The organism is Mesorhizobium sp. BH1-1-4 (assembly GCF_020165665.1).
Classification (GTDB): domain Bacteria; phylum Pseudomonadota; class Alphaproteobacteria; order Rhizobiales; family Rhizobiaceae; genus Mesorhizobium.
Map to the genome: position 1 here is coordinate 366,804 of NZ_JAIUIN010000001.1, position 16,161 is coordinate 382,964.

A 16,161-nucleotide genomic window follows, 5' to 3' on the forward strand; every position below is an offset into this window, starting at 1 on the left:
GCATGACCGAACAAGTCATAAAATCACTGACGGACCCCAGCTTCCTGATTGCGCTGCTGGTTGCTATCGCCGTGTTCGCGACCGTCTTTACGCTGCTGCCGGCGCTTAGCGGAAACCAGCTCAAGTCGCGAATGAAATCGGTCGCGCTGGAGCGTGACGAGCTTCGCGCCAAGCAGCGCGCCCGGCTTGTGACCGAGGCCGATCGCCGCCGCAAGGGTCTGCGCGAGCAACAGTCGGTCGGCATGCGCAATATTGTCGACCGGCTCGACCTGCGGCGTGCATTGGCCGACGAGGCCACCTTGCAAAAGCTCAAGGTTGCCGGCTTTCGGGGGCAGAATCCGCTGACGCGGTTTCTGTTCTTCCGTCTGGTGCTTCCTTTTGTCGGCTTCGCGCTCGGTCTGGTTTATATTTTCGTGCTCGGGGGATTGCCCGACAAGCCATTGGTCATCCGGCTGTTCGTCTGCGTCCTGGTTGCCTATGGCGGCTTCTACGCGCCGGTCCTCTACGTCAACAACCGCGCGACCAAGCGCAAGCAGTCGATCCAGATGGCATGGCCGGATGCGCTCGACCTGCTGCTGATCTGCGTGGAATCCGGCATGTCGGTGGAAGCGGCGCTGCGCAAGGTCGCCGACGAGATCGGCGCGCAATCGGTGGCCCTGGCGGAAGAATTCATCCTCACCAATGCCGAGCTCTCCTATCTGCAGGAACGCAAGCAGGCTTACGAGAACCTGGCCAGCCGCACGGGGCTGGAATCGGTCAAGTCGGTGTCGCAGGCCCTCGTCCAGGCCGAGCGCTACGGTACGCCGGTGGCGCACGCGTTGCGCGTGCTTGCCGCGGAAAGCCGCGACATGCGCATGAACGCCGCCGAGAAAAAGGCCGCCGCCCTGCCGCCCAAGCTCACCGTGCCGATGATCCTGTTTTTCCTGCCGGTGCTGTTCGCCATCATTCTGGGGCCGGCGGGCATCCAGGTCAGCCAGCGCGGCATCTTTGGCGATCATTCCAGCTCGGGCGCGTCGACCAGCCAGTAGACCGACATGGAAACCCATTCGTGGAAACGAAAAGCCGCGCTGCAACCGAGCGCGGCTTTTTACGATTCGCGGTACGCTGCGGCGATCAGTTGGTGGCTGTTTTCGCCGGTTTGGCCTTGTCCTGATCCTTGAGCTGGCTCCAGGCGTTCTGCTGGGCCAGCATCTGCCTGAGATAGGCGACGTTGGCCTGTGCCTGTTCGGGCGAAAGTTCCTGCGAGGCGATCTTCTCGGCTTCGTCGAAACGGCCCTGCAACCCGACGACGAGCGCCAGATTCTGGCGCACCCGGCTGTCGGCATTCGGCTGCTGGGCGGCCGAGCGCATATAGGTCTCGGCGGTGCGCAGATCCCCTTCCAGCACATAGGACATGCCCAGATTGGAAAGGATCGAAGGCTCGTTGGGCTTGAGTTCGAGGGCCTTGCGGTAGAGCTGGCGCGCCTCGTCCTTCTGGCCGATCTGATCGAGAATAGCCGCCTCCGCCGACACCAGCCTCCAGTCGGGATATTCCGGCGTCTGTGCGCGGCGCACCGCATCGAGCGCCGGCTCGAACTGGCCGTTGGCGGCCAGCGCCTTGCCATAAGAGGCCAGTACGTCGCGGTCCTTGGGATAGGCGATCGCCAGCTTGCGCATCACGGCGAGCGACTGGTCGGCATCTCCGTCCATCTGCAGCGCCGCCGCGAAGTTGGTCGCGATTCGCTTGTCGGTGGGGTTTCTGGCGTAGGACTGGCCGAGAGCGGCGGTGGCGTTGTGCAATTCTCCCGCCGACATCGTCTCCAGCGGCTTGCCGCTGGTGCGGCCAATCGAGCCGGTGGTGAGTTTGTCGGTCGCGCAGCCCGCGACGCCTGCCGCGAGCGCCAACGCCAAAGCCGTGGTTATGAGCCGCGTTCGCCTGACAGTCATCGTGCGGTTGATCGGCATTGGCACCGGCCTCCATTCATGCGCGTGGCCATTTGCGTGGCCATCTTCCCTCCCGCAGAAATATTCTGTTAACCCTAACGGACAGTTAAGAAACGCCGACTCGGGCTTGGGCTCGGCATGGAGAACATCGAATGCCTGTCGAACTCGTCGAGAAGAAATCGGATGGTGCGTTGCCGGTCTATTTCGTGGGCCGGGACGGCCTGGAGACTGCGGGCCTTGCGCCATCCACCATTGCGTGGGCGAGGGCCAACGGATTTTCCGGTGAATCGGGCAGGACGCTGGCCGTGCCCGGCGAACACGGCGCGCTTGCCGGCGCGCTGTTTGGCATTGGCGACGGAGAGGGCGCGCTTGCTCTCGGTGTGTTGTCGAAGACCCTGCCTGAAGGCGACTGGCACTTCGCCTCGGCGCCGGCCGAGCCGGAACTGGCGGCGATCGCGTTGGCGCTCGGCGGCTATGTCTTTACCCGCTATGGCAAGAAGCCGGGCAAGGCGCTGCGCTTCGAATTGCCGGCCGGCGCCGATGCGCGGCGCGTTCGCCGCGTCGCCGATGGCGTCTTCCTGACGCGCGACCTGGTCAACACGCCGACCAGCGACATGGGGCCGGACGATCTGGAACGAGCCGTGCGGACCCTGGCCGAGGCGCATCAGGCCGACGTCCTGGTGATCAAGGGCGACGATCTCCTCGAACAGAATTTCCCGATGATCCACGCCGTCGGCCGCGCCTCGTCCGATGCGCCGCGTCTGATCGACCTGACATGGGGGCAGCAGGGCGCGCCGAAGATGACGCTGGTCGGCAAGGGGGTCTGCTTCGACACGGGCGGCCTCGATATCAAGCCGTCATCGGGCATGCTGTTGATGAAGAAGGACATGGGCGGCGCGGCCAATGTGCTGGGGCTTGCATCCATGATCATGGCTGCCGGGTTGAATGTAAGGCTGCGCGTGCTGATCCCCGCGGTCGAGAATTCGATCGCCGGCAACGCCTTCCGCCCCGGCGACGTGCTGGCGAGCCGCAAGGGTATCTCGGTCGAGATCGGCAACACGGACGCTGAAGGACGGCTGGTTCTGGGCGATGCGTTGGCGCTTGCGGACGAAGAGGAACCGCGGCTTCTGATCGACATGGCGACGCTGACCGGAGCCGCCCGCGTCGCGCTCGGCCCCGACCTGCCGCCCTTCTACACCGATGACGATGCGCTTGCCTCGGAACTGGCGGCGGCGTCGCTGGCGGTGGAGGATCCGCTGTGGCGCATGCCGCTGTGGCGGCCCTACGACGCGAAACTGTCGTCGAAGATCGCTGATATCAACAACGTCACCACGGACGGTTTCGCCGGTTCGATCACCGCGGCACTGTTCCTCAAGCGCTTCGTAGAGAAGACCGCGAGCTGGGCGCACTTCGACATCTTCGCCTGGAACCCCGCCGACCGTGCGTACGGTCCCGCCGGCGGCGAGGCGCAAGGCATTCGCGCCTTGGAGCGGATCATCTCGAAACGTTTTGGCTGATGGCCGCGAGCAGAGCCGGCAAATCGCGGAAACTGAAACGGAACCGAAACAATTTGCCGTCATGCTGGCGCGATGTCGATTGCGATGCGCCCGAGCCAGGCCTTGCGACTGTGGCAGCAAGTGATGCTGTCGCAGGTGCGCGAGGACGCGCCCGACCTGACCATGCGCCAGACGGCGATCCTGTTTACAATCTATCTCGATCCGCCACCGCATACGGTGCGCGGGCTTGCCGCTCGCCTCAACGTCACCAAGCCGGTCATCACGCGCGCGCTCGACACGATGGGCGCGCTCAAACTGGTGTCGCGCCATCGCGACGAGCTCGACAAGCGCAATGTCCTGATAAAGCGCACCGTCGAAGGCGCGCTCTTTGTCGAGCGCTTCGGCGATGGTATCATCGCCAAGGCCCACGAACTGCCGATCTGACTGTAGTGCCCATTCAACAGGGTTGCCGATTTTGACCGTCCACGACGCACGTCTTCATGCCTTCCGCTCCGATCTCGCCGATGCCAGGTTGAAAGGAGAGGTCGTTGCCGACCGCTTCGTCGCCGGTCGGCCGGCGCGCATTTCGGTCCCGGTGGCCGATATCCGCAAGGCGCCGAAGACGGATTCTGGCGTCAACACGCAAGCCTTGTTCGGCGACGACGTCCTGGTTTTCGAGGATAGAGAAGGCTGGGCCTGGATCCAGGCCCAGCGCGACGGCTATGTCGGCTACGTCGCCGAAGCCATGTTGGGCACGCGCGATCATGCGCCGACCCATATCGTCTCGGTGCCGCGCACGTTCCTCTATCCCGGTCCCGATCTGCGCTTTCCGATCGCCGGGCAACTGTCGATGGGATCGACCGTAACGGTGACGGGTGCCGCCGAAACGCGCGGCACGCACTATGCCGTCCTGCCTTCCGGCGAGGCCATCATCGCTGGCCATCTGCGCCCTGTCGGCGAAGTGGCCGGCGACTATGTCTCCGTCGCCGAGACGTTTCTCGGTACGCCCTATCTGTGGGGTGGCGTTTCCGGCTTCGGCATCGACTGCTCCGGCTTGGTGCAACTGGCCATGCGCATGGCCGGCCGGCAGGTGCTGCGCGATTCCGACATGCAGGCCGCTTCCGTCGGCGAGCCGCTCGCACCGGGCCCTGATTTTTCGGGGTTGCAACGTGGTGACCTCGTGTTCTGGAAAGGTCACGTCGCCATCATGACCGACGCCGAAACCATGATCCATGCCAACGGCCACACCATGCTGGTCTCGCGCGAAGGGCTGAAGGAAGCCGTTGAGCGTATCGGCTATCTTTATGGCGGACCTACGGGGTTTCGGCGGCCATAAGGCTTTTCGATCACCTTTTGTTCCGATTTTCCTTGGCGATTGCGCGCCGCCGCGCTACCTCTTTCGGGTGACCGAGCTGCCGCGCCTCGCCGACCAGAATGCCGCCGTCGTCTTGCCCGAGCCATTCGTAAAATGGTTCGGCGAGAAAGGCTGGTCGCCGCGCGCGCATCAGATCGACCTGTTGGCGAAGGCCCAAGCCGGGCAATCGGTGCTGTTGATCGCGCCGACCGGCGCCGGCAAGACGCTGGCCGGCTTCCTGCCGTCGCTGACCGAACTGGCCGTCAGGCCGAGGCGAAAACCAGGCCAGGCGCGGCGCGGCATCCACACGCTGTACATCTCGCCGCTGAAGGCGCTGGCCGTCGATATCGAGCGCAATCTCGGCAAGCCGGTCGAGGAGATCGGTCTGCCGGTCACCATCGAGACGCGCACCGGCGACACGCCGTCACACAAGCGCCAGCGCCAGAAGCTTGCACCACCCGACATCCTGCTCACCACACCGGAGCAACTGGCGCTGCTGATCGCAGCGGGCGATGCGAGGCGCTTCTTCGAGGATCTGCGCTATGTCGTGCTCGACGAGTTGCATTCGCTGGTGACGTCGAAGCGCGGCCATCTGCTGGCGCTAGGGCTGGCGCGGCTACGCAGCTTCGTCCCTGGCCTGCAGACGATCGGCCTGTCGGCGACGGTGGCCGAGCCGGACGAATTGCGGCGCTGGCTGGTCAGCCAGAACCCACCTGACGACATGGCGGAATTGATCACCGTGACGGGTGGTGCGAAGCCCGAAATCTCGATCCTCGATTCGGAGGAGCGCGTACCATGGGCGGGGCACTCGGCGCGCTACGCCACGCCGGAAATCTACCGTGAGATCAAGCGCCACAAGACGACCTTGCTGTTCGTCAACACACGCAGCCAGGCAGAGCTGCTGTTCCAGGAGTTGTGGCGGGTCAACGAGGACACCTTGCCGATCGCGCTCCATCATGGCTCGCTCGACGTCGCCCAGCGCCGGCGCGTCGAGAAGGCGATGGGCGACAACGCATTGCGGGCCATTGTCGCTACCTCGACGCTCGATCTCGGCATCGACTGGGGCGATGTCGACCTGGTCGTGCATGTCGGTGCGCCCAAGGGGGCTAGCCGGCTGGCGCAGCGCATCGGCCGTGCCAATCACCGCATGGACGAGCCGTCCAAGGCGATCCTGATCCCCGCCAATCGTTTCGAGGTGCTGGAATGCCGCGCCGCGCTCGACGCCAATTACCTTGGCGCGCAGGATACGCCGCCGCTGGTCAATGGCGGACTCGACGTGCTGGCGCAGCATGTGCTCGGCTGCGCTTGCGGCGCACCGTTCCGCGCCGATGACTTGTACGAAGAAGTGCGAACGGCGGCGCCCTATGCCGGACTCGATCGTCCGACCTTCGACCGTGTCATCGATTTCGTCGCCACCGGCGGCTACGCGCTGAAGAATTACGAGCGCTATGCCCGCATCCGCCTGAACAAGGATGGGCTGTGGCGCGTATCCAATCCGCGCGTCGCCCAGCAATACAGGCTGAATGTCGGCACCATCATCGAGGTGCCGGCGCTTAACGTGCGCTACGTCAAGGCCGGCAGCAGAGGCGCGGCGTCGCACGGCGGCCGCGTGCTCGGCAAGATCGAGGAGGCGTTCCTCGAAACCTTGACGCATGGCGACACCTTCATGTTCGCCGGCAAGGTGCTGCGCTTCGAAGGCATCCGCGAGAATGAATGCTTCGTCTCGAACGCACCCGGCAGCGACGCCAAGGTGCCCTATTATGGCGGCGGCAAGTTTCCGCTCTCGACCTACCTGGCCGAGCAGGTCCGCATCATGCTGGACGATCCGCGGCGCTGGAAGAAGCTGCCGGAGCAGGTGGCCGATTGGTTGCGGTTCCAGCAGGACAAATCGATGCTCCCCAAGCGCGACGATTTGCTGATCGAAACCTTTCCGCGCGGCAACCGCCATTATCTGGTCGCCTATCCCTTCGAAGGCAGGCTGGCGCACCAGACGCTCGGCATGCTGCTCACCCGTCGCCTCGACAGGGCAGGCGCCCGGCCGCTCGGCTTTGTCGCCACCGATTATGCCTTGGCCATATGGTCGCTCGGCGACATGGGCGCGATGTTCAAAGCCAGGAAACCTTCACTCGGCGCGCTGTTCGACCAGGACATGCTGGGCGACGATCTCGAAGCCTGGCTGGCCGATAGCTGGCTTCTCAAGCGCACTTTCCGCAATTGCGCGCTGATCGCGGGCCTGATCGAAAAACGCCACCCCGGCCAGGAGAAGAGCGGCCGCCAGGTCACGGTGTCGACCGACCTGATCTACGATGTGCTGCGCAGCCATGAGCCGGACCACATCCTGCTTCAGGCGACGCGTGCCGACGCGGCGACCGGCCTGCTCGATGTCAGCAGACTTGCCGACATGCTCTCGCGCATCCAGGGTCGAATCATGCATAAGGCGCTCGAACAGATATCGCCGCTGGCCGTGCCGATCATGCTCGAGATCGGCAAGATGCCGGTGAATGGCGAGGCCGATGAAACGCTGCTGATGGATGCGGCGACGCTGGTCGAAGAGGCCATGGGGCCTGGGATGGTCGACGAATGAACTTTTCGCTGGCGCGCGCATCGCTGATCGCCGAGGCCGACCTTGTCGGCATCGCCGGCGAGCGCGCGGTCTGCGATCCACGCGGCGTGCTCTATTTTCCCGAGTTCAAGCTGCTGGCGGTCTCCGATCTGCATCTGGAGAAGGGTTCGTCGCTGGCAAGGCGTGGCACGCTGATCCCACCCTACGATACCGGCGCGACCTTGCTGCGGCTGCAAGCAGTGATATCGGACTACCAGCCGTCGGTCGTCATCAGCCTGGGTGACAGTTTCCACGATGGCGGCGGCGCCCAGCGCATGCATCAAAGTTTCCGCGAGCGGCTGGAAGCGCTGATGGCGGGCCGTGACTGGTTCTGGGTCGCCGGCAATCACGACCCGGAAGCGCCGGCGGACCTGCCCGGCGAGACCGTACGGGAACTCGCCATAGGCTCGCTGCTGTTCCGGCACGAGCCGTCGAAGGTGCGGGTCGAGGGCGAGATTTCAGGCCACCTGCATCCTTGCGCCCGCATCGTGCAGCAAGGCCGTTCGGTGCGCAGGCGCTGCTTTGCCGGCGACGGCGGGCGCATGATCATGCCGGCTTTCGGTGCCTATACCGGCTCGCTCAACGTGCTCGATCGCGCCTATGCCGGCTTGTTCCGGCTGGAAACGCTGATGGCCTACATGCTGGGCAACCAGCGCACCTTTGCCATCTCCGGTTCGATGCTGCGCCCGGGCTGAGGCCACCCGTCGTATGCTAAAAAGTCAAGTTTTCTTTAGGACGGCCTGGAGGCGTTCAAGCGCTTTGTACGCACCACTGTATCCCTGCGCTGCCGATCGCTTAAGCCACTGAATGGCAAGATCGGGGTTTTTTTCAACGCCAACACCTTTTAGGTACATTATTGCCAAATTATACTGGGCCTTACCACTATTGTTTTCAGCTGCTTTTTCGTACCAGAAGAAAGCCAATTGTAGATTCTTGTCTACGTACTGTTCATCTAGATATGAAGTGGCCAAATTTACTTGCGCGCCTACCTCACCTTGCTCTGCAGCTTTTGTCCACCAGAATATGGCATCCATGCCGCTCTGTGGTGCGCCTTTGCCAAAGAAGTACGCATCGCCAAGGTATTGCTGGGCCTTGGCCAAGCCTTTGATTGCAGCTTTTTGCCAAGATGCAACCGCCTGAGTATCGTCTTGAGTGAGCCCTTTGCCGGTTGAGTACAATAGGCCGAGACTCAACTCGGCTGCCGGAAAATCCTGTGCGGCCGCTTTGGCCCACCACTCTGCCGCTTTGGAATAGTCTAACGGCACCCCCAATCCCTCGGAATACATATAGCCGAGGTTATATTCCCCAACAGCATCCCCTGTTTTGGCAACCGCCTCCCATTCCTTGAAGGCTCCCAAATAATTCTTCGCCTTGAAGGCGGCGTCGGCTTCGTGTGCACCCGCCAGGGAATCATGGAAAGAAAAAATCAAAATTCCTACTACGCAAATTCCCCTTGCAAGATGCACCATTGAATTAAAATTATTGATGGCCATCACTCGATCTTCCGATCTGGAACGCGCTTTAACGATGAATTACAATAATTCTCTCCAAGCCACAACTTACTCGGATTAGCCGCCATCCGCCAGCTTAACGAGGATAGTATGCTGAAACTGCTACCTGCCATAGTAGAGCGTGACGGTGTGCTTGGCTTCGGCGAAGAACAGCCAGCGTTCGACCAGCATCCCGGCGAACTGTGCGATAGCGGCCACCACTGACGGCACCGCCGCAAACGGCCAGGGCAAGGCAAAGGTGGCGGCGAGGAGCAGGACGGGCAGGGCGAAGGCCAGCAATTGCGTGATCCGGCGGAGGCGTGCACTGTGCTTGCGCGCTATGCGAAAACCCATTTCCTTGAGCAGGTAGTTTTCCTCGGTATGCGGCCATTCCAGCGACCGCACCGTACCGCCGGAGAGTCCGGTCGCGGTGTTTGCATTGGTCGCGATTTCAAGTTGGTCATTGTGGCGCCAGGTGGCCAGCTTCCAGCCCCAGCCGAGCAAGGTGATCAGTACCGAAGCGGCGAGCAGGACAGTCGAGCCGAGCGCAAAGCCTTGCAGCAGGGCATTCACAAGCACGCAGCCGCTCATCGCCGAGAAGATGAGATAGCCGGGCAAGGTGTAAGGGCTGTGCCATTGGGCGATGGGCTTCAGCGAGGCATAGATCATGCCCGTCATGCAGACCGTGACGATAGCACCGAGGCTGGCCAGAGCGCCCGCGGCCGCCACCCAGCCATCGAGGCGGCCAAGCAAGATCCAGCCCATGCCGAACAGCCCTGCGGGGATGAAGGTGGCAACCGACGCGACGCCTTCGCGCGACAGCCACGAACTGCGCCATTGCGAGAACGCCCGCCAGGCACGTTCAGGCCTGCCGAGATGGCCGGTCGAGGACAGCAGGCCGGCCATGATCAGGCCGAGCGCCAGCCCCATGCCGACAAAGCCCAGCCAGAAATCGGGCGCGATGAAACCGAGCGGGCCGAGCACGCCGAGCAGCGCGAGCAGCCCATAGCCGGCCCCCGTGGCGGTGGTGAAGAAGACGACCGAAAAAGCTGGATGCATGTGGATGGTCAGCTCGAAAGCATGCGGTCGACCCAACCGAGGAAGCCGCCCTCGGCCCGCACCGGCTCCAGCGCCTTCGCAGGCACGGATGCGGCGCGTTGCGTGTGGGCGCGCGGCGGCAGGTATTTGTTTGTCGGCTTGTAGCCCATCTCCGGCATCAAATCGACACCGCCGCGCTCCGCCACCAGTTGCGAGACGGCGGATTGGGGATCGCCGAGATCGCCGAAATGCCGGGCGCTGGTCGGGCAGGCGGCGACGCAGGCCGGCACGCGGTCGCCTTCGGCCAGATTGTCGTTATAGATGCGGTCGACGCAGAGCGTGCATTTCTTCATCACGCCGACATCCGTGTCGAACTCGCGCGCGCCGTAAGGGCAGGCCCAGCTGCACAATTTGCAACCGATGCACTTGTCCTCGTCGATCAGCACGATACCGTCTGAGGCGCGTTTGTAGGAGGCGCCCGTCGGGCAGACGGTGACGCAGGCCGGCGTCTCGCAATGAAGGCAGGAGCGCGGAAAATTCACCGTGCGTCCACCCATCTCGGTGATGTGCTCGTAACTGTGCACGCGGTTGAACCAGACCCCGTCGACATGGCCGCCATAAGGGTCGATGTCGGTCAGCGGCGCCATGTGGCCGCCGGTGTTCCACTCCTTGCAGGCGGTGACGCAGGCCTGGCAGCCGACGCAGGTGTCGAGATCGATGACAAGGCCGAGCTTTTTGTCCGTATGAGAGGGAAGGCAGGTCATTCCACGGCCTCTCTTGCCCGACGAAATTCAACGCCGAAAGTCAGTTTGTCGGGCGAGGGCTCGAAACGCGGCGGCTGGTGAAACCGTTCGAATTGCGGCTCGGTGAAGCCGGCTTCCTCATCAGCGCATTTGACGACGCGCACGCGTAGATCGAACCACGCCGCCTGACCGGTCACCGGATCGGAATTCGAATAACGTTTGCCGCTGGCGTCAGCGGAAGTCTGGTCGCCGATGATGTGGTTGAGCAGGAAGCCGCGATTGCTCTCGGCGGCATCGTCCTTCAGCCCCCAGCTGCCGCGCCTTTTGCCGATCGCGTTCCAGGTCCAGACCGTGCTTTCGTTCACCCCGTCGACCAGCTTGATCTGCCCCTTCACCTTGCCGTTGATGCTCTCGATCCACACCCAGTCGTCATCGGCAAGGCCAAGGCCGGCCGCGGTCCGGTGATGCACGAACAGCCGGTTCTGGCTGGTGATCTGCCGCAACCACGCATTTTGCGAACCCCAGGAATGGTACATGTGCATGGGCCGCTGCGTCAGCGCGTGCAGCGGGTACCTTTCCAGGTCGACGGACGCTTCCTCGAAGGGCATGTACCAGAACGGCAGCGGATCCATGTAGGTCTCGATGCGGCCCCGCTCGGTCTCCGGAGCCTGCACCTTGCCATGGCCGCGCGCGGCAAGGCGAAAGCGCTGCATGGGTTCGGAATAGAGCTGGAAAACAATCGGCTCGGCCTTGGGGATGAAGCCCAGTTGCACGGCGAAATCGAGATAGGAACGGTTGGCCATCTTGTAGTAGCGCTGGTCGTCGGTGAAGTCGTGGTGCCAGAAGCCGCCATTGTCGATGTAGCGCTGCAACTGGTTGGGGTTGACGTCGCCCTTGCCGATCGAGGTTTCATCCTTGCCGCGCCAGCCGGCGAGCGGACCGATGCCGGGCATGCGTTCATGATTGACGATGTAGTCGGCGTAGTCGCGATACTTCGCCGAGCCGTCGTCCTTGACGAAGCCGGGCAAGCCAAGCCGCGCGCCGAGTTCGATCAGCACCGACTGGAACGGCCTGACGTCGCGGTCGGGCTCGACCACCGGATGGCGGATGGCGTCGCCCGGCCCGTCGGCATGGCTGATTGGCCGGTCGAGCAGGCTGATGCAGTCATGGCGCTCGAGATAGGTGGTGTCGGGCAGGACGAGGTCCGCGAACGGCACGGTCTCGGAATAATAGGCGTCGGAATAGATGATGAAGGGGATCCTGTAATTGCCCGCTTCATCATGGTCGGTAAGCATGGCCATGGTCTCGATCGTATTCATCGAGGAATTCCAGGCCATGTTCGACATGTACATCATCAGCGTGTCGATAGGGTACGGGTCGCCGGCCCAGGCGTTGCGGATGACGGTGTGCATCAGGCCATGCGCCGCAAGCGGCGAATCCCAGGAATAGGCCTTGTCGATGCGCAGCGGCGTGCCCGCTTCGTCGACCAGCAGATCGTCGGGTCCGCAGACAAAGCCGAGCGGCATGCCGTCGAGCGGCGTCATTGGCCTCACGTCCTTGCCGCAGGGCTTCGGGCCCGGCGGCGCCGACCTCGGGTACGGCGGCTTGAAGCGGAAGCCGCCAGGAACATCCACCGTGCCCAGCAGAACCTGCAGCAGGTGGATGGCGCGGCAGGTATGGAAGCCGTTGGAATGGGCGGAGATGCCGCGCATGGCATGCATCGAAACCGGCCGTCCCTTGATTGTCCCGTGTCGGCGCCCAGCCCAGTCGGTCCATGCCACCGGCAGTTCGATCGTCTGTTCGAAGGCGACATGGGCAAGTTCGGCGGCGATCCGGCGGATTGTATCGGCGGCAATGCCGCAACGCTCGGCGACCGCGTCGGGTGCATGGCTCTCGTCGAGATAGCGGCCCGCAATGAGCTGGAAGACAGGAACGCAGCTGCGCCCGCCGACCGTGAAGCTGCCGGTCAGTGCGGGCTTCGCATCCGGATCGGCTGCGTTGACGGTGGTCTTCGCCACGCGGTCCCATGCCAGCGGATTGCCCTCGCCGTCGCGCAGAAAAAGCCCGTCATCGGCCGCGCCTGGCTCCTGGATGACCAGGACATGCGCGTTTGTGTAGCGGAGCAGATAATCGAGATCGACGCGGCCGGCTTTCAAGAGTTCGTGGATCAGCGCGAACACGAACAGACCGTCCGTGCCGGGACGGATGCCGATCCAGTCGTCGGCGATCGCATTGTAGCCGGTCCGGCACGGGTTGATCGAGACCACCTTGGCGCCGCGCGCCTTGAGCTTGCCCAGCCCGATCTTGATCGGGTTGGAATCATGGTCCTCGGCGACGCCGAACAGCATGAAGTATTTCGTGTTGTCCCAATCGGGCTCGCCGAACTCCCAGAACGAGCCGCCGATCGTGTAAAGGCCCCCGGCCGCCATGTTGACGGAACAGAAGCCGCCATGGGCGGCGAAGTTCGGCGTGCCGAACTGGCTTGCCCACCAGCCTGTCAAGGATTGTGACTGGTCGCGGCCGGTAAAGAAGGCGAGCTTCTTGGGGTCGGTCCGGCGGATATGCGACAGCCGCCCGGTGGCGATCGCGAAGGCTTCCTCCCACTCGATCTCGCGGAATTCGCCCGAGCCGCGCGGACCGGTGCGCAGCAATGGCTTCTTCAGCCTGGCCGGGCTGTAGTGCTGCATGATGCCGGAGCTGCCCTTGCCGCAGATCACGCCGCGATTGACCGGGTGGTCCTTGTTGCCGTTGATGTAGCGGACCTTGCCGTCCTTGATGTGCACGTCGATGCCGCAGCGGCAGGCACACATGTAGCAGGTAGTCTTGGCGATGCTGTCCGATACTGCGGGCGAGGTGTCGACGCCGTCGCCTTCATCGGGCGCCCGCGTGTCGGCAAGCGGGCGTTGCGAGGGGGCTGAATTGGCGCCGCGCGAAGGTCCCTGCATCATGATCCCGGGGTGCTCGCACGGCCGGCGGATTTGGCGCGTGTCTTCGGTCCGGGGCCGCGCATGTAATGCTCTTCCGGGTGATATCGATCTCCGGCCAACCGCCGCCTTATGCCGCGGGTCCAATGCGCAAGCAGGGATCTGAACCGCCCGATCATTTTGTTCTCTGCGACCTGCAGGCCAATTTTTTCTAACTTCGGCCGAAAAAGTAGAATAAAGACATCGATCCGTCTAATCAGTTGTTCTTGTAAATTCGATCGGAATTGGTTCTTAATGTAGGCATGACCCTGGACCAGTTGCGCATTTTCGTCGCCGTCGCCGAGCGCGGCCACATGACCAAGGCGGCCGAGCTTCTGGGCATTTCCCAGTCGGCGGCATCGGCGGCCATTCGCGCGCTGGAAGAGCAGCATGGTGTGCATCTGTTCAACCGGGTGGGCCGCAATATCGAACTGGCCCAGACCGGCCACCGGTTCCTGCCCGAGGCCAAGGCCGTGCTGGAGCGGGCCGCCGCCGCCCGCAACGTGCTGGAACATGTTTCGCAGACGGTCGCCGGCAGCCTCTCCATCGCCGCCAGCCTGACCATCGCCAGCTACTGGCTGCCGCGCCGGCTGGCCTCCTTCCACGAGGCCTATCCCGCCGTCCGGCTCAGCGTCACAATCGGCAACACGAGGCAGGTCGAGGCCAGCGTGCTCGATGGAACCGCCGATCTCGGCCTGGTCGAAGGGCGCACCGAGTCCGACATATTGCGACGCGCCAAGGTCGATACCGACCGGTTGATGCTGGTCGTCGCCTCTTCTCATCCCAAGATCGCCGAAATCGCGCCGGGCCGCCCCGATATCACCGGCCTGCGCTGGATCATCCGCGAGGGTGGTTCGGGCACGCGCGAGGTGCTGGAGGATCTGGCGCGCCGCGAGGGGATTTCACTTGCCGACCTGCAGATATTCCTGGTGCTGCCCAGCAACGAGGCGGTTCGCCAGGCCGTCGAGGCGGGCGCCGGGGCGACCATCATTTCAGAGCTGGTCGTCGGGCGCGCGGTCGCCGAGGGCAGCCTGAGGGCCGTGCCGATCGAATTGCCGAAGCGCGACTTCGCCATGATCACCCATCGCGACCGTCAGGCAAGCCTGGCCCAGATGGCGCTCAAGGCGCATCTGGCCGCGGAGACGGACGGGCCTGCGCCAGGGTAGAGTCAGCCGAACTTCCGCTGCGCATCCAAGGCCAGTCCAAGCCCGACCGAGCCGAACATGTCGCCTTCGATGACGGAAGCCCGCGGCACCAGAGACAGGATTTCCCGCCTTGCCAGCGGGATCGCCGTCGAGCCGCCGGTCAGGAACACCGCGGTGATGTCGGACGGCTTCACTTGAGCGTCGCGGATGGTCTGGCCCACCGTTTCGGTGACCCGCTCGATATCCCGGGCGATCGTGGTCTCCAGCCCGTCGCGCGTGATCCCGGCGGCGAACGCCGCGTCAGGCAGCTTCACCGCCACCTCCGCCGATGACCTGGCGGTCAGCTCGATCTTGGCTTTTTCGACCAACGCCGCCAGCGCGTGCCCGTAGCGGTGCTCGACGATATGGATGAAGCGGTCGACCAAATCGGCGCGCGCGGCCTCGTAGCGGATCTGGCGCAGATGCGTCATCGCCTTGGCGGTGTAGACCAGGTTGATGCGCTGCCATGTGGCGAGATCGATGAAGTAGCTGGCCGGCAGATTGCGCTTGCCGTCCTTGGTCGGCGAGAGGTAGCCGAGCTGCGGCATGACATGGGCGATGCTCAGCAGCCGGTCGAAATCGGTGCCGCCGATATGGATGCCGCGGCTGGCCAGTATGTCGTCCTTGCGGTCGGTCGATCGCGAGCGCTCCGGCGAGACCCGCACGATCGAGAAGTCGGACGTGCCGCCGCCCATGTCGATGATCAGCGCCAGTTCCTCGCGCGTCACCTTCTGTTCGTAGTCCAGCGCCGCCGCGATCGGCTCGAACTGGAAAGCGATGTGCTTGAAACCCTGGGCGCGGGCGGCCTTCTCGAGCTCGCCTTGCGCCTGCGCGTCGGCTTGCGCGTCGTCATCGACGAACTGCACCGGGCGGCCGAGCACGACGTTTTCCACGGGGCCGCCGGCGTCCTCTTCCAGCCGCGTCTTGAGATGGCCGACGAACAGGCCGATAATGTCGATGAAGCCGATCTGGCGCGCCTTGATACGCGTCTTCTCGTGGGCGAGCGAGCTGCCGAGCACGCTCTTCAGCGAGCGCATCAATCGGCCCTCGATGCTGTCGGTATAATCGCCGATCGCACGCCGGCCGAAATAAGTATGGCCGTCCTCGAAGTTGAAGAACACGGCACTTGGCAAAGTGGGCTGTTCGCCCTCCAGCGGGACCAGCCGCGCCTTGCCGTTCCGGATCACGCCCACCGTGGAATTGGACGTGCCGAAGTCGATGCCGCCGAATGCCTGGTGCATTGCAGCCTCCTGTCCTTGTTTTCGTGGCGGCAAGACAGCAGCGACGCATCGCGCTGTCATTCGGATGGCCGGACCGCCCTGGCGAATGGTGTGCGTGTTTGCCCTTGGGCTGGGAGGCGGCGGTTTA

13 protein-coding genes are annotated in these 16,161 nt (G+C 63.7%); 7 read left to right on the forward strand and 6 right to left on the reverse strand.

Features of this window, described 5'->3' with window-relative positions:
* Nucleotides 1-2: 2 nt before the first annotated feature.
* Entirely contained in the window at nt 3-1,028 is a 1,026-nt protein-coding gene (locus LB569_RS01690; RefSeq protein ID WP_224690810.1) for a type II secretion system F family protein, read from the forward strand.
* A gap of 85 nt (nt 1,029-1,113) precedes the next feature.
* Here the strand turns inward: LB569_RS01690 and LB569_RS01695 are convergent, their stop codons facing one another.
* Nucleotides 1,114-1,944, reverse strand: coding sequence for a tetratricopeptide repeat protein (locus tag LB569_RS01695; RefSeq protein ID WP_224690811.1), 831 nt, complete (start codon nt 1,942-1,944; stop codon nt 1,114-1,116).
* 131 nt (nt 1,945-2,075) lie between these two features.
* Between LB569_RS01695 and LB569_RS01700 the strand changes: the two genes are divergently transcribed.
* The 5 genes from LB569_RS01700 to pdeM all read left to right on the forward strand — a co-directional run bounded on the left by LB569_RS01700 (nt 2,076) and on the right by pdeM (nt 8,070).
* Nucleotides 2,076-3,440, forward strand: a complete 1,365-nt coding sequence (locus LB569_RS01700; RefSeq protein ID WP_224690812.1) for a leucyl aminopeptidase family protein — start codon at nt 2,076-2,078, stop codon at nt 3,438-3,440.
* A 72-nt stretch (nt 3,441-3,512) separates the two neighbouring features.
* On the forward strand, nt 3,513-3,863 hold the full coding sequence (locus LB569_RS01705) for a MarR family winged helix-turn-helix transcriptional regulator (protein WP_015319324.1): 351 nt from the start codon (nt 3,513-3,515) through the stop codon (nt 3,861-3,863).
* A 31-nt stretch (nt 3,864-3,894) separates the two neighbouring features.
* Nucleotides 3,895-4,755 (forward strand): C40 family peptidase, encoded by an 861-nt coding sequence (locus LB569_RS01710; RefSeq protein ID WP_224690813.1) that lies wholly within the window; start codon nt 3,895-3,897, stop codon nt 4,753-4,755.
* A 67-nt stretch (nt 4,756-4,822) separates the two neighbouring features.
* Nucleotides 4,823-7,357: a ligase-associated DNA damage response DEXH box helicase gene (locus LB569_RS01715; RefSeq protein ID WP_224690814.1), complete on the forward strand. Its 2,535-nt coding sequence runs from the start codon at nt 4,823-4,825 to the stop codon at nt 7,355-7,357.
* Nucleotides 7,354-8,070 (forward strand): ligase-associated DNA damage response endonuclease PdeM, encoded by a 717-nt coding sequence (pdeM, locus tag LB569_RS01720; RefSeq protein ID WP_224690815.1) that lies wholly within the window; start codon nt 7,354-7,356, stop codon nt 8,068-8,070. Before LB569_RS01715 ends, pdeM begins: the two co-directional genes overlap by 4 nt.
* 24 nt (nt 8,071-8,094) lie before the next feature.
* Here pdeM and LB569_RS01725 read toward each other — a convergent pair whose 3' ends face one another.
* From LB569_RS01725 to LB569_RS01740, 4 genes are all read right to left on the reverse strand, one after another.
* Nucleotides 8,095-8,868: a tetratricopeptide repeat protein gene (locus tag LB569_RS01725; RefSeq protein ID WP_224690816.1), complete on the reverse strand. Its 774-nt coding sequence runs from the start codon at nt 8,866-8,868 to the stop codon at nt 8,095-8,097.
* A gap of 120 nt (nt 8,869-8,988) precedes the next feature.
* Nucleotides 8,989-9,924: a dimethyl sulfoxide reductase anchor subunit family protein gene (locus LB569_RS01730; RefSeq protein ID WP_224690817.1), complete on the reverse strand. Its 936-nt coding sequence runs from the start codon at nt 9,922-9,924 to the stop codon at nt 8,989-8,991.
* Nucleotides 9,925-9,932: 8 nt separating this feature from the next.
* Nucleotides 9,933-10,667 (reverse strand): 4Fe-4S dicluster domain-containing protein, encoded by a 735-nt coding sequence (locus LB569_RS01735; RefSeq protein WP_224690818.1) that lies wholly within the window; start codon nt 10,665-10,667, stop codon nt 9,933-9,935.
* Nucleotides 10,664-13,594 carry a molybdopterin oxidoreductase family protein gene (locus LB569_RS01740; RefSeq protein ID WP_411970178.1) on the reverse strand — a complete coding sequence of 977 codons (2,931 nt, stop codon included), beginning with the start codon at nt 13,592-13,594 and terminating at the stop codon, nt 10,664-10,666. Before LB569_RS01740 ends, LB569_RS01735 begins: the two co-directional genes overlap by 4 nt.
* Nucleotides 13,595-13,872: 278 nt before the next feature.
* On the opposite strand from LB569_RS01740, the gene LB569_RS01745 reads away from it, so the two are divergent.
* Nucleotides 13,873-14,775, forward strand: coding sequence for a LysR family transcriptional regulator (locus tag LB569_RS01745; RefSeq protein WP_140706168.1), 903 nt, complete (start codon nt 13,873-13,875; stop codon nt 14,773-14,775).
* 2 nt (nt 14,776-14,777) lie between these two features.
* Here the strand turns inward: LB569_RS01745 and LB569_RS01750 are convergent, their stop codons facing one another.
* On the reverse strand, nt 14,778-16,034 hold the full coding sequence (locus tag LB569_RS01750; RefSeq protein WP_224690819.1) for an Hsp70 family protein: 1,257 nt from the start codon (nt 16,032-16,034) through the stop codon (nt 14,778-14,780).
* Nucleotides 16,035-16,161 lie beyond the last annotated feature (127 nt).

Coding starts and splice junctions, on each gene's coding strand:
- LB569_RS01690 (WP_224690810.1), top strand. CDS start 3: ATGACCGAACAAGTCATAAAATCACTGACGGACCCCAGCTTCCTGATT.
- LB569_RS01695 (WP_224690811.1), bottom strand. CDS start 1,944: ATGCCGATCAACCGCACGATGACTGTCAGGCGAACGCGGCTCATAACC.
- LB569_RS01700 (WP_224690812.1), top strand. CDS start 2,076: ATGCCTGTCGAACTCGTCGAGAAGAAATCGGATGGTGCGTTGCCGGTC.
- LB569_RS01705 (WP_015319324.1), top strand. CDS start 3,513: ATGTCGATTGCGATGCGCCCGAGCCAGGCCTTGCGACTGTGGCAGCAA.
- pdeM (WP_224690815.1), top strand. CDS start 7,354: ATGAACTTTTCGCTGGCGCGCGCATCGCTGATCGCCGAGGCCGACCTT.
- LB569_RS01725 (WP_224690816.1), bottom strand. CDS start 8,868: ATGGCCATCAATAATTTTAATTCAATGGTGCATCTTGCAAGGGGAATT.
- LB569_RS01730 (WP_224690817.1), bottom strand. CDS start 9,924: ATGCATCCAGCTTTTTCGGTCGTCTTCTTCACCACCGCCACGGGGGCC.
- LB569_RS01735 (WP_224690818.1), bottom strand. CDS start 10,667: ATGACCTGCCTTCCCTCTCATACGGACAAAAAGCTCGGCCTTGTCATC.
- LB569_RS01740 (WP_411970178.1), bottom strand. CDS start 13,594: ATGATGCAGGGACCTTCGCGCGGCGCCAATTCAGCCCCCTCGCAACGC.
- LB569_RS01745 (WP_140706168.1), top strand. CDS start 13,873: ATGACCCTGGACCAGTTGCGCATTTTCGTCGCCGTCGCCGAGCGCGGC.
- LB569_RS01750 (WP_224690819.1), bottom strand. CDS start 16,034: ATGCACCAGGCATTCGGCGGCATCGACTTCGGCACGTCCAATTCCACG.